Genomic DNA, 12,446 nt, shown 5'->3' on the forward strand with positions numbered 1-12,446 from the left:
GCCCGGACGGTCATCTCCCCGCCATCGTGCCGTCATTGATCAGTAAGCCGGGCACCGCATTTAGGTAACGCGGAAGTCAGAAATCCGAAAGCCTCTTGTTGTCGCGTACTCAACAAGCGATGGTCGTCGCGGGCCGCCGCCCCCATCGGCGAACACGCCGCTGGTCCCCCACCGGGGGCCTCTGCCCCACCACTTTCAGGAGGCTGTACCTTGCGTACGACCAACACCCCCCACATATCCGGCAGATGGCGCCGGGTCGGCTCGGCCGCCGCTGCCGCCACCGCGCTCGCCCTGGCCGGCTTCGGTGCCGCCGCCCAGGCGGACGCCGCCACTCCCCACAAGGTCAGCGCCCAGACGATCGCCACCCAGGTCGCCAAGGCTCATGTGCAGACCGCGAACGCGTGTGCCACGACCGCCAAGAAGGGCTACGCCTCCTGTGACGCGCTGCGCGTGACCGGTGGCACCACCGCCTTCATGGAGAAGCAGGCCGCGGTCAAGGGTGTCGCGCCCGCGACGATCAAGCCCCACGCCTCCTCCGGCACCCCGACCGGCTACGGCCCCTCGGACCTCCAGTCGGCCTACGGCCTGGCCTCCGCCGCCTCCGCCAAGGGCTCGGGCGAGACCGTCGCCATCGTGGACGCCTACGACGACCCGAACGCCGCGGCCGACCTCGCGACGTACCGCTCGTACTACGGCCTCTCCGCCTGCACCACGTCCAACGGCTGCTTCAAGAAGGTCAGCCAGACGGGCTCCACCACCTCGCTGCCGTCCGCCGACAGCGGCTGGGCCGGTGAGATCTCGCTCGACCTCGACATGGTCAGCGCGACCTGCCCGAACTGCAACATCCTGCTGGTCGAGGCGAAGTCCGCGTCGATGACGAACCTCGGCACCGCGGTCAACGAGGCCGTGAAGCTGGGCGCGAAGTACGTCTCCAACAGCTACGGCGGCTCGGAGTCCTCCTCCGACTCCAGCTATGACTCGTCGTACTACAAGCACGCGGGCGTCGTCATCACGGCGAGCGCGGGCGACGAGGGCTACGGCGCCGAGTACCCGGCCGGCTCCCAGTACGTGACCGCCGTCGGCGGCACCGCCCTCAAGAAGGCCTCCACCACGCGTGGTTGGAGCGAGAGCGTCTGGAACACCTCCAGCAGCGAGGGCACCGGCTCCGGCTGCTCCGCCTACGACGCCAAGCCGTCCTGGCAGACCGACACCGGCTGCTCCAAGCGCATGATCGCGGACGTCTCCGCCGTGGCCGACCCGGCCACCGGTGTCTCCGTCTACGACAGCTACGGCGCCGACGGCACCGGCTGGAACACCTACGGCGGCACCAGCGCCAGCTCCCCGCTCATCGCCTCGGTCTACGCCCTGGCGGGCACCCCGAGCAGCGGCTCCTACCCGGCCAAGTTCCCGTACGCCAAGGCCGGCACCGCCGCGCTGAACGACGTCACCAGCGGCAGCAACGGCTCCTGCTCCACCAGCTACTTCTGCACCGCCCGGTCCGGCTACGACGGCCCGACCGGCCTGGGCACCCCCGAGGGCGTCTCCGCCTTCACCGGCTGAGCCACCGCCCCGAGGCCGTGACACCCCGTCGGGTCACGGGGGCGCCGCCGGCACAGAGGGGGACGTGGGGTCCCCTCGGCGGCAGGGAAAGAAGGAGGGCGGATCCCGGCAACCAGCCGGGATCCGCCCTCCGGCCGCTTCTCAGGACACACGGACCGGCCGCCGCCCGACCCGCCTCCCCCGCACCGTCCAGCCGCACCTCCCGCCGTGCGGCGCCGCTACCGACGGGATCGTGCCGCTTCCGCCGCCACCCGGTAATCACCGTGGACATGGCCCGGCCGTCTCCGCTGACGCCGCGCGATCTCCGCCGTCAGCGCCACCGTACGGCCGCCGCAGTCCGGGTCCGCCCGCTCTCACCGGCACGCGGCCGCGCCGCCCACCGCGACGGGCCCGGCACCCCGGCCGTGCCGTCCGGCCGTCGCCCGCCGGGCCGGCGCCCTCGACCGCGTTTCCCGGCGCCACCGCACCGCGCTCCCGCCGTAGCCCCCTCCCTCCCCCCGGCCGGACCACAAAGTTCTCCCCACCGCTCTCTCCACCGCTCTCCCCGCAGTCCCCCCTCTCCACCCCGTTTCCCGTCCGTTGTCTGTGAGTTGGGTCAAGGCGGCGGCAACGGGAGGTAAGGCGGAAGCCAGGATTCCCACGGGTCGGCCACGCGCTCTTGTTGTCGCGTACTCAACAAGTCATCGTCTTCGTCGTACCGCCGCACGCACCAGCAACGTCCTGTTCCCCCCATGTCCGGAACATCTGGAGGCTGCACACATGCGTACGTCCCCCACCGCCGGAACCACGGCCACCGGCCGCAGACGCCGCGTCGGCGCCGCCTTCGCGGCCACCGCCGCGCTGGCCCTCGCCGGGTTCGGCACCGTCGTCCAGGCCGACGCCGCCACCGCCGCACCGGCCAAGGCGACCTGGGCCAAGACCCCCTGTGCCACCCCCAAGCACAAGGGCGAACTCGCCTGCAACTCGCTGCGGGTGACCGGCGGACTCACCGCCTTCCAGAAGCAGCAGGCCGCCGACGGCATCACGCCCAAGGCCGCGACACCCACCGGCTACGGCCCCTCCGACCTCCAGTCGGCGTACGGCCTGACCTCCGCCGCCGCGTCCAAGGGTTCCGGCGAGACCATCGCGATCGTGGACGCCTACAACGACCCGAACGCCGAGGCCGACCTCGCCAAGTACCGCTCCTACTACGGCCTTTCCGCCTGCACGAAGGCCAGCGGCTGCTTCAAGCAGGTCAGCCAGACCGGCTCCACCACCTCGCTGCCCACCAGCGACTCCGGCTGGTCCGAGGAGATATCCCTCGACCTCGACATGGCCTCCGCGATCTGCCCGAACTGCAACATCCTCCTGGTCGAGGCCAAGTCGGCGACCATGGCCAACCTCGGCACCGCGGTCAACGAGGCCGTGACGCTGGGCGCCAAGTACGTCTCCAACAGCTACGGCGGCTCGGAGTCCTCCTCCGACACCAGCTACGACACCTCGTACTTCAAGCACCCGGGCGTCGCCATCACCGTCTCCGCGGGCGACGGGGGCTACGGCGCCGAGTACCCCGCCGCCTCCCAGTACGTGACCTCGGTCGGCGGCACCGCCCTGTCCAAGGCCTCCTCCACCACCCGCGGCTGGTCCGAGTCGGTCTGGAACACCTCCAGCACCGAGGGCACCGGCTCCGGCTGCTCCGCCTACGACGCCAAGCCGTCCTGGCAGACCGACACCGGCTGCGCCAAGCGCACCATCGCCGATGTCTCCGCCGTGGCCGACCCCGCGACCGGTGTCTCCGTCTACGACTCGTACGGCGTCACCGCCGGCTTCTACACCTTCGGCGGCACCAGCGCCAGCTCGCCGATCATCGCCGGCGTCTACGCCCTGGCGGGCACCCCGAGCAGCGGCAGCTACCCCGCCAAGTTCCCGTACGGCAAGGCCGGCACCGCCGCGCTGAACGACGTCACCAGCGGCAGCAACGGCTCCTGCGGCGGCAGCTACCTGTGCACCGCCCGTTCGGGGTACGACGGCCCGACCGGCGTCGGCACCCCCGAGGGCGTCTCGGCCTTCACCGGCTGACCGCTCGTCAACCCGCGCGTCCGCGGGCCCCGGTGGCATCAGCCGCCGGGGCTCGCGGCCGTTTTCCGACGCCCGCGCGTGAGACCATCGAAAACGGCTCCGCACCCGACCGGTCGTCAAAAACCGGGTCAGGGCGTAAAGGAGGTCAACGACGGAACCACGTGGCAGGTTCCGGGCGGACCTCATTGCCCGGGGTGACCTGCCGTGATACACAGAGTGACCATACGAGGTATTCGTACGAAACCCGCCAGTCAATGACGTCAAGTCGACATACGACGGCGACGTTGTCGGCGACAATGAGGCCTGACCTCTGCACACCGCAGGGGGCTCGCGGAACTACCCATCAGGGGCGGTGACTTACATGCTCTTTGCGGCCGACAAGGGAGACATCAACACCATCATCGGCGGGATCGCTCCGGACTGGGGGCCCTTCGGCAGCCTGGGCAACGAGGCCAAGGTGATGATCGAGGTGGTGATGGCGGTGGCCATCCTGCTGTGCCTCGGCATCGCGGTCTGGGGTGCGGCCAAACAGCGCATCGGGGCGACGGCGCTGCGCGACACCTTCAGCGCGGAACAGGGCAAGGGCCTCATCATCGCCGGGCTCACCGGGGTCTTCATCATCGGTTCCCTGGGCACGCTGTTCACCATCGTCTACGGCATGGCGGTCTAGCGCACCCGTGTTCCCCTCCCCTTAGAGGTTGCGTCTCCCTGATGTCGAGTCACCACACCGCGCCCGCGCGGGAACCAGCACGGCTACCGTCGTATGTCTACGAGGTGGAGGGGGCGTACACGGCATGAGTCACGGAGACGAGCAGGGCTACTCCGACTACGGCGACGACACGGGCCACACCCGTACGCGCCTGCCCGACCACGACCCCTACGGCGGCGCGCCCCGCCGTCCCGGCCGCTCGCCGTCCCGGGGACTCATCACGGTCGTCGGCGTCGTCGTCCTGCTGATCGCCGCGATCGCCTTCGCAAACCGCGGCGACCACTCATCGGCCAACACCTCAACCCCCAAGGGGACCCGTCCCCAAGCCTCCTCCACTTCTCCCACCGGCACCCACCCGGTACAGACCAAAACCAACGGCATCCCATCGAACTTCGCGCATACGGGGCAGGGCGCGGAGAGCGCGGCGGCGAACTACGCGGTGGCGTTGGGCTCGGCGGACATGTTCGACACCGCGAAGCGGCACGAGATCGTGAACACCGTTTATGCCCCGGAAGCCGCGGCTGCCCGGCAGTCGGCGATGGACCGTGCGTACTCCAGTCGGGAGTTCCTCGCCAACGTCGGTCTGACAGAGGACGGCACCCCGCCGAAGGGCCAGTTGTTCGTCTCCCGCGTCGTTCCCGCGGGCACCAAGGTCGTCTCCTCGAAGTCGGACGAGACCACGGTCGACGTCTGGTACACCACGCTCTTCGGACTCTCGGGCAACGCCTCCAAGAACCCGGTGACGGAGAGCTGGTACACGTCGACGTACGTACTGAAGTGGACCGGCAACGACTGGAAGATCACGAGCGACCAGCAGAAAGACGGCCCCGTGCCTCTGGGCCGTGATCAAAGGGCGTCCACCGCCGACGACATGACGAAGGCCGTCGAGGAGTACGGAGGGTTCACCTATGCCCGCTAACCATCGCGGCCTCACGTTCGCCACGGTTCTCGGCTCAGTGCAGATGTGCACGGTACTGCTCGCGACACGCGCATTCGCCGCCCCCTCGCCGTCTCCCACTCCATCCCCCTCGAAGAGCGGCGATGCCTGCGCCCTGATCCATGACGCCGCCAAGGAGCTCTGCGAGAAGGACAGCGGTTCCACTGGATCGTCCGGCTCCACCACCACTCCGCTCGGCGACACCCTCGACCCCCTCTCCTCCCTTGCTCAAGGTTGTGCCAAGGCGGCTTCCTGGACGATTGGGAAGCTCAGTTCGGCCGTCAAGGACACCGCCAACGTCGACTTCACCAATCAGAAGTTCCTCCAGCAGTACGCCATCGTCTTCGCCGCGTCGACCATCCTCACCCTGCTGCTCTGGCTCCTCGCCGTCGCCAAGCGCGCGGTGCGCGGCGTGCCGTTGACGACCGCGATCTCCGAGGCCGTCGGGTTCCTGTGGCTGACGGTGATGGCCTCGGCGTTCACGCCGCTGATCCTGTACACCGTCGTCTCCGCGACGGACAGCGTGACCGACGTGCTGGCGAAGGCCACCGGCGATCAGGCGGACACGTTCTTCGGCACGTTCTCCGGCGCGCTGAGCAAGGGCACCGACATCGGCGGCGGCCCCATCATGCTGATCGTCGTCTCCCTGGTGAGCATCCTCGCCGCCGGCGTCCTCTGGCTGGAGCTGGTCATCCGCGCCGCCCTCCTCTACGTCGGCGCCCTCCTCGGCACCGTCGTCTACGCGGGCCTCGTCGACAAGAACATGTGGGGCCACGTAAGGCGCTGGGCCGGCATCATGATCGCCGTCATCCTGGTCAAACCGGTGATCGTGATCGTCCTCGGCCTCGCCGGCGCCCTCTCCTCCGGCAACGGCCCCGACGCCTTCTCCGCCGTCGTCTCCGGTCTCGCGATCATCCTGCTCGCCATCTTCGCCAGCGCCGCGATCTACCGCTTCGTCCCCGGCTTCGGCGACGAGATCGCGGCCGGCCGCAACAACCGCCTCATGCAGGGCGCCGAGGGCAAGGCCGCCGCCGTCATCAGCTCCCCCGCCTCCCTCGTCGCACAGGGCATCAAGACCCACAGCACCCGCGCCGACAGCAACGCGGCCCAGGGCGGCGGCGGTTCCAGCACCCCCCGCCCGGCCAACCCCGCCACCGGCGGCGTCGCCGCGCACAGCAGCCGTACCCCCGGCGCCGGCGGCGGGGCCGGGGCCCCCGCGCCCCGGGCACCCAGCCCCATCAACACCCCGCACGCAGGCAACACCCGCAACAACCGCACGGGAGGTGAAGGGCGTTGACGACCGATTCCCATCTGTCCCATCCGATCACGCCCCGCCGTACGTATCTCATCGGCCGCGCCCGGCCGAACGCGATCGTCGGCCGCAACCGCGAGACCGGAGAGATCGCGCTGATCATCGTCGGCGCGTTCCTCGGCATGATGTGCGGCCTCCTGGTGCCCGCCCTCTCGCTGCGGATCGTGCTGCTGATGGGCTTCCCGATGCTCGCGCTCGCCGCGGTGTACGTGCCGTACAAGCGCCGCACGTTCTACAAGTGGTTCGAGATCAACCGCAGTTACAAACGCACCGTCAAGCGCGGCGCCACCTACCGCGCGGGCGTCATGGAGGCCGGTACCCGCATCGACGGCGAGGAGGTGGAGGTCGGGCCGCCGCCCGGCATCGGCCGCATCAGCTGGCTCGCCGCACCCTTCGGGCCCGACGAGATCGCCGTACTGCTGCACGCCGACCGCAAGACCGTCACCGCGGCCATCGAGATCGAGGGCCCCGGCGTCGGCCTGCGCGACTCCGAGGACCAGGAGGCCCTGGTCGACCGGTTCGGCACGCTGCTCAAGCACGTCGCCAACGGCGACGGCTTCGTCACCCGGATCCAGATGCTCGCCCGCACCCTGCCGGCCGACCCCGACGCGCACGCCAAGGACGTCAGCCAGCGCGGCGACGACCGCTCCCCGGCCTGGCTCCAGCGGTCGTACGACCAGCTCCAGTCGATGGTGTCCACGAGCAGCGAGCAGCACCGCGCCTACCTCGTCGCCTGTATGCACCACAGCCGTGAACTGGCCGCCGAGGCGCAGGCGATGGCCCGGGCCGCCCGCCCCCGGTCCGGCCGCAAGCTCGACCGGGACGCCGGACTCGCCGTCGTCATGGCCCGCGAGCTGACCGACATCTGCTCCCGCCTCCAGGAAGCCGACATCCGTGTCCGCCAGCCGCTCGGCCAGGGCCGGCTCGCCTCCCTGATCCACTCCATGTACGACCCGGACCACCCCATCGACCACATCCAGGCGATGACCCGGCGCAACGCCTGGCCGGCCGAACTGGACGCCACCGAAGCGACGTTCCTCCAGGCCAAGACCCGCGAGTCCACCACCCGCGCCCCCTGGTGCCACGCCACCGCCTGGGTCAAGGAGTGGCCGATGACCCCGGTCGGCGTGAACTTCCTCGCGCCGCTGCTGGTGCACACCCCGGACGTCATCCGCACGGTCGCCGTCACCATGGACCTCGAACCCACCGAGGTCGCCATCGAGCGCATGCTGACCGAGAAGACCAACGACGTGGCCGAGGCGTCCCGCGCCGCCAAGATGAACCGCACCGTCGACCCCCGCGACATCGCCGCGCACAACCGTCTCGACCAGCGCGGCGAGGACCTCGCGAGCGGCGCCGCGGGCGTCAACCTCGTCGGCTACATCACCGTCTCCGCCCGCACCCCGGAGTCCCTCGCCCGCGACAAGCGGACGATAAGGGCCTCGGCGGGCAAGTCGTACCTCAAGCTGGAGTGGTGCGACCGGGAGCACCACCGCGCCTTCGTGAACACACTTCCTTTCGCCACCGGCATCCGAAGGTAGGGGCTGATTCGCCGATGCGGGATCCGCTGTCCGTCCTCACCGAGGCGTTCACCTCCTTCCTCTTCGGGAAGGTCGAGACGACCCGGCTGCCGGTGCGCACCTCCACGGGCCAGGCCCAGGCGGTCTACCTGCCCACCGCCGCGCCGGGCCTCGGGGACTCCGGCGTCATCATCGGCCGCGAGGTCTACTCCGGGAAGGGCTACATCTACGACCCCTTCCAGCTCTACGGCCAGCAGCTCCCGGCCCCGCACTGGCTGGTCCTCGGCGAGTCCGGCAACGGCAAGTCGGCGCTGGAGAAGACGTACGTCCTGCGCCAGCTGCGCTTCCGCGACCGCCAGGTCGTCGTCCTGGACGCCCAGGGCGAGGACGGCGTCGGCGAGTGGAACCTCATCGCCGAGGAGCTGGGGATAACGCCGATCCGGCTGGACCCCACGGCCGCCCTGGACCACGGCATCCGCCTCAACCCGCTGGACCCGGCGATCACCACCACCGGCCAGCTGGCGCTGCTGCGCACCATCATCGAGGTGGCGCTGGGCCACGGCCTGGACGAGCGCTCCGGCTTCGCCCTCAAGGTCGCGCACTCCTACGTCAACGAGACCATCGTGGACCGCCAGCCGGTCCTCACCGACATCGTGGAGCAGCTACGGCACCCCGAGCCGGAGTCGGCCGAGGCGATGAACGTCGCCCTGGACGACGTACGGGCCTGGGGCCTGGACGTCGCCCTGGTCCTGGACCGGCTGGTCGACGGTGACCTGCGCGGCATGTTCGACGGCCCGACCACGGTCGGCATCGACCTCGACGCCCCGCTGATCGTCTTCGACCTCTCGCACATCGACCGCAACTCCATCGCCATGCCCATCCTGATGGCGATCGTCGGCGTGTGGCTGGAGCACACCTGGATCCGGCCCGACCGCAAGAAGCGCATCTTCCTGGTCGAAGAGGCCTGGCACATCATCAACAGCCCGTTCGTGGCCCAGCTGTTCCAGCGCCTGCTGAAGTTCGGCCGACGCCTCGGCCTGTCCTTCGTGGCGGTCGTCCACCATCTGTCCGACGTGGTGGACGGCGCGGCCGCGAAGGAGGCGGCGGCGATCCTGAAGATGGCCTCGACCAGGACGATCTACGCCCAGAAGGCCGACGAGGCACGGGCCACCGGCCGCGTCCTCGGCCTGCCACGCTGGGCCGTGGAGATCATCCCGACCCTGACCCCGGGCATCGCGGTCTGGGACGTCAACGGCAATGTCCAGGTGGTCAAACACCTCATCACCGAGTCCGAACGCCCGCTGGTCTTCACCGACCGCGCGATGACCGAGTCCTCCAGCGACCACGCGGCGGACGACGCGCTGCGCGCCGCGGAACTGGAGGCGGAGGAGCGGGCCGCGGCCTTCGTGGAACAGCACCTCGGCGACTCCGAGTCGACGGTGGCGTAGGGAGGCACGGCAGGTGAGACCGGACGCGCGCGCACCCCGGGAGAACCGGCGGCCGCAGGACGGGCAGGGGCAGGGCGGCATCCCCGACGGGCTGCTGCTCGGCATCCTCGCCTTCCTGCTCGGCATCACCGTGCTGGTGTGGACGGCCACGGGCCTCGCGGCCCTCTTCGCCCAGGGCGCCTGGCCCGCGGGCGTCACCTTTCTGCGCACCCCCCTGGCCATGCGCCACCTGCTCAGCCGGCCCCACGACCTCCCCGGCGCCTGGCCGGGCACCCCCGCGTCCGGGCTCTCCGGCTGGGGCCTGTTCTGGGGGCTGTTCATCGCCGAGCTGATGGTCCTGGTCGTCGCCACCGTGTTCGTGCTGGGGACGGTGGCCCGATGGCGCGCGGGCCGGGCGAGGGCGCGGACCGGGGCCGGGAGGCACGTCCCGCAGCCGGAGCCCACGCCGATGCCCACGCCGACACCTGAGCCGGTCACGGCGGTCGCCGCGCCCCTGGAGGCATCCCCGCGGTACGACGTCCCGGTGCAGCGGCACGAGATGCCGCAGGCGCCGGTCGCGGTCGAACAGCCGCCCGCCGAGGCCCCGTTGGCCCAGCTCCCGGCAGAGAGCCGGTCGGCGGTCGGGCGGCAGAAGATCCTCATCGCGCCGCCGGACACCCGCCGTACGGCCGCGGCACAGGCCGTACGGGACGCGGCGGGGCCCTCCCTCGTCGTCACCTCGGACCCGGCCCTGTGGGCGGAGACCAAGGACGCCAGGGCCAAGCTGGGCCCCACCCACCTGTACGACCCGACCCACCGCTGTGACACCCCGGCCCGCCTCCACTGGTCCCCGACGGCCGGCTGCGCGGACAAGCAGACCGCGCTCCAGCGGGCGACCGCGCTCCTGGCCCCCGTGCGGCCCACCGCCCGTATCGACCAGGCCGTGGTGGACACGGCGACCACCCTCCTGCGCAGCTATCTGCACGCCGCCGCCCTGGAGAACCGCACCGTCCGCCATGTCCACCGCTGGTCCCAGGGCACCCAGGTCCAGGACGCCGTACGCACGCTGCGCACCCACCCCAAGGCCGCCGCCGGGGCCGCCGGTGAACTGGAGGCCGCGCTCACCGCGCATCCCGAACGACGGGACATCGCACAGGAGTTGACCGGCCGGGCACTCGCCGCGCTCTCCACGGTCAACATCCGCGAGGCATGCACCCCAAACCGAACTGATGCGCTCGCCTTGGATTCCTTCGCCGACGAAGGGGGCACGCTTTACGTAGTCGGTGAATCCATCGAGGACCCGAGGAGCACGCCCGGGGCGATGCCCCTCCTGACGGCCCTCGTCTCCAGCGTGGTCGAGCACGGCCGGCACATGGCCGCACGGTCATCCTCCGGTCGGCTCGACCCACCACTGACGCTGGTCCTGGACGACATCGCCGCCGTCGCCCCCTTCCCCCAGCTCCCCGAGCTGCTGGCCGCCGGGGACGAACAGGGCCTGCCGACGCTCGCCCTGTTCCGCTCCCGCGAACAGGCCCGCGCCCGCTGGCCCCACCAGGAACTGCCGGGCCTGCCCGGACTCCCGGTCTGACGGGCTGGCTTTTGAGCCTTTGACCGCTTGCCCGTTCAACGGTCCAGGACGAACTCCAGCTCGTTCTGCGCCGCGTCCTTCACGAACGGCACCCGCACCCCGCTCGGCCCGAACCCCGCCTTGCGATAGGCGCCCTGGGCCCGCTCGTTGTCCTCGTGCACCAGCAGCCGCACCCGCTCGGCGCCGCGCCCCCACGCCCAGCTCACACCCGCGTCGAACATGGCCTTGATCAGCCCGTTCCCCCGGTGCTCGGGCCGCACATACACGCCGACGACATGCCCCTGCCGGCGCTCGACCGGGAATCCGGCCCAGTCCTCGGTGCCGGCCTCCTCGATCAGCACGGTCAGCGAACCGGCCCATGACCCGTCGGGCAGCTCGGCGATGAACTGCTGCCCCGTCGCCGACCCCTCGCCCGAACGGGCCGCGCGGTCCTGCCAGAAGAGGTCGGCCTTCGCGGCGGCCTCCTCGTATCCCTCCAGGAAGGCGAGCGGTGCGGCCGGATCCCGCAGCGCGTCCAGCCGCAGCCCCCTCACCTTCTCCCATTCGGCGGGGCGTATGGCTCGTACGACGTAGTCTCCGCTGGTCAACCTGGTCATGCCCGCCACCGTAGTGCTGCGGCGGACGCTCGGCATCCCATAATCTGCCCGCATGACCACTCTTCAGGAACGACCCTGTACAGCCCTGCTCATCATCGACGTCCAGAACGGGGTCGTCGCGGGCGCGCCCGTCCTGGACGACGTCCTCGCGAACATCAACACCCTGCTCGACGGGGCGCGCTCGGCGGGTGTCCCGGTGGTGTGGGTGCAGCATCAGGACGAGGACCTGGTGCCGGGTACGGAGAGCTGGGAGTACGTCTCCGAGCTGAAGCGCCTCGACACCGAGCCGCTGGTCGCCAAGGAATACCCGGACTCCTTCGAGGACACCACCCTCGAGTCCGTACTCGCCGAGCGCGGGGTGGGCCGACTGCTGGTCACCGGCGCGCAGACCGACTGCTGTGTCCGCGCCACCCTGCACGGGGCGCTGGTCCGCGGGTACGACTCGGTGCTGGTCGCCGACGCCCACACCACCGAGGACCTCACGGCGTACGGCGCCCCGACCCCGGAGCAGGTGATCGCGCACACCAATCTGTACTGGAGCAGCCAGTCCGCGCCGGGCCGTGAGGCCGGCACGGTGAAGACCGCCGATGTGACGTTCTGAAATTACCCCGGAAATTGTCCCGGAACGCAGAAAACCCCCGCACCAACGGTGCGGGGGTTTCCCTAAAAATTGTTCGGCGGCGTCCTACTCTCCCACAGGGTCCCCCCTGCAGTACCATCGGCGCTGAAAGGCTTAGCT

The 12,446-nt window shown here is 70.5% G+C and carries 10 protein-coding genes and 1 rRNA gene; 9 read left to right on the forward strand and 2 right to left on the reverse strand.

Annotated elements, in window-relative coordinates:
• Positions 1-210: 210 nt before the first annotated feature.
• From ACLF5H_RS12740 to ACLF5H_RS12775, 8 genes are all read left to right on the forward strand, one after another.
• Positions 211-1,560, forward strand: coding sequence for a S53 family peptidase (locus tag ACLF5H_RS12740; protein ID WP_421676160.1), 1,350 nt, complete (start codon positions 211-213; stop codon positions 1,558-1,560).
• A 759-nt stretch (positions 1,561-2,319) separates the two neighbouring features.
• Positions 2,320-3,618: a S53 family peptidase gene (locus ACLF5H_RS12745; protein ID WP_421676161.1), complete on the forward strand. Its 1,299-nt coding sequence runs from the start codon at positions 2,320-2,322 to the stop codon at positions 3,616-3,618.
• Between the two features lie 361 nt (positions 3,619-3,979).
• Entirely contained in the window at positions 3,980-4,288 is a 309-nt protein-coding gene (locus ACLF5H_RS12750; RefSeq protein ID WP_014673544.1) for a hypothetical protein, read from the forward strand.
• A 124-nt stretch (positions 4,289-4,412) separates the two neighbouring features.
• Positions 4,413-5,246 (forward strand): hypothetical protein, encoded by an 834-nt coding sequence (locus ACLF5H_RS12755; RefSeq protein WP_421676162.1) that lies wholly within the window; start codon positions 4,413-4,415, stop codon positions 5,244-5,246.
• Entirely contained in the window at positions 5,236-6,561 is a 1,326-nt protein-coding gene (locus ACLF5H_RS12760; RefSeq protein ID WP_421676163.1) for a hypothetical protein, read from the forward strand. Before ACLF5H_RS12755 ends, ACLF5H_RS12760 begins: the two co-directional genes overlap by 11 nt.
• On the forward strand, positions 6,558-8,117 hold the full coding sequence (locus ACLF5H_RS12765; RefSeq protein WP_421676164.1) for an SCO6880 family protein: 1,560 nt from the start codon (positions 6,558-6,560) through the stop codon (positions 8,115-8,117). The genes ACLF5H_RS12760 and ACLF5H_RS12765 overlap by 4 nt, the downstream gene beginning before the upstream one ends.
• A gap of 14 nt (positions 8,118-8,131) precedes the next feature.
• Entirely contained in the window at positions 8,132-9,544 is a 1,413-nt protein-coding gene (locus ACLF5H_RS12770) for an ATP-binding protein (protein ID WP_421676165.1), read from the forward strand.
• 13 nt (positions 9,545-9,557) lie between these two features.
• Positions 9,558-11,111 carry a type VI secretion protein gene (locus tag ACLF5H_RS12775; RefSeq protein ID WP_421676166.1) on the forward strand — a complete coding sequence of 518 codons (1,554 nt, stop codon included), beginning with the start codon at positions 9,558-9,560 and terminating at the stop codon, positions 11,109-11,111.
• A 35-nt stretch (positions 11,112-11,146) separates the two neighbouring features.
• On the opposite strand, the gene ACLF5H_RS12780 is transcribed toward ACLF5H_RS12775, so the two are convergent.
• Positions 11,147-11,707 (reverse strand): GNAT family N-acetyltransferase, encoded by a 561-nt coding sequence (locus ACLF5H_RS12780; protein ID WP_421676167.1) that lies wholly within the window; start codon positions 11,705-11,707, stop codon positions 11,147-11,149.
• A gap of 52 nt (positions 11,708-11,759) precedes the next feature.
• Between ACLF5H_RS12780 and ACLF5H_RS12785 the strand changes: the two genes are divergently transcribed.
• Entirely contained in the window at positions 11,760-12,308 is a 549-nt protein-coding gene (locus ACLF5H_RS12785; RefSeq protein WP_421676168.1) for a cysteine hydrolase family protein, read from the forward strand.
• A 71-nt stretch (positions 12,309-12,379) separates the two neighbouring features.
• Here ACLF5H_RS12785 and rrf read toward each other — a convergent pair.
• Positions 12,380-12,446 (reverse strand): 5S ribosomal RNA (gene rrf / locus ACLF5H_RS12790); the annotation flags it as partial.

It is taken from the genome of Streptomyces sp. LaBMicrA B280, assembly GCF_049222185.1.
GTDB classification, from domain to species: domain Bacteria; phylum Actinomycetota; class Actinomycetes; order Streptomycetales; family Streptomycetaceae; genus Streptomyces; species Streptomyces murinus.

Coding starts and splice junctions, on each gene's coding strand:
- ACLF5H_RS12785 (WP_421676168.1), top strand. CDS start 11,760: ATGACCACTCTTCAGGAACGACCCTGTACAGCCCTGCTCATCATCGAC.
- ACLF5H_RS12780 (WP_421676167.1), bottom strand. CDS start 11,707: ATGACCAGGTTGACCAGCGGAGACTACGTCGTACGAGCCATACGCCCC.
- ACLF5H_RS12745 (WP_421676161.1), top strand. CDS start 2,320: ATGCGTACGTCCCCCACCGCCGGAACCACGGCCACCGGCCGCAGACGC.
- ACLF5H_RS12750 (WP_014673544.1), top strand. CDS start 3,980: ATGCTCTTTGCGGCCGACAAGGGAGACATCAACACCATCATCGGCGGG.
- ACLF5H_RS12760 (WP_421676163.1), top strand. CDS start 5,236: ATGCCCGCTAACCATCGCGGCCTCACGTTCGCCACGGTTCTCGGCTCA.
- ACLF5H_RS12770 (WP_421676165.1), top strand. CDS start 8,132: ATGCGGGATCCGCTGTCCGTCCTCACCGAGGCGTTCACCTCCTTCCTC.
- ACLF5H_RS12755 (WP_421676162.1), top strand. CDS start 4,413: ATGAGTCACGGAGACGAGCAGGGCTACTCCGACTACGGCGACGACACG.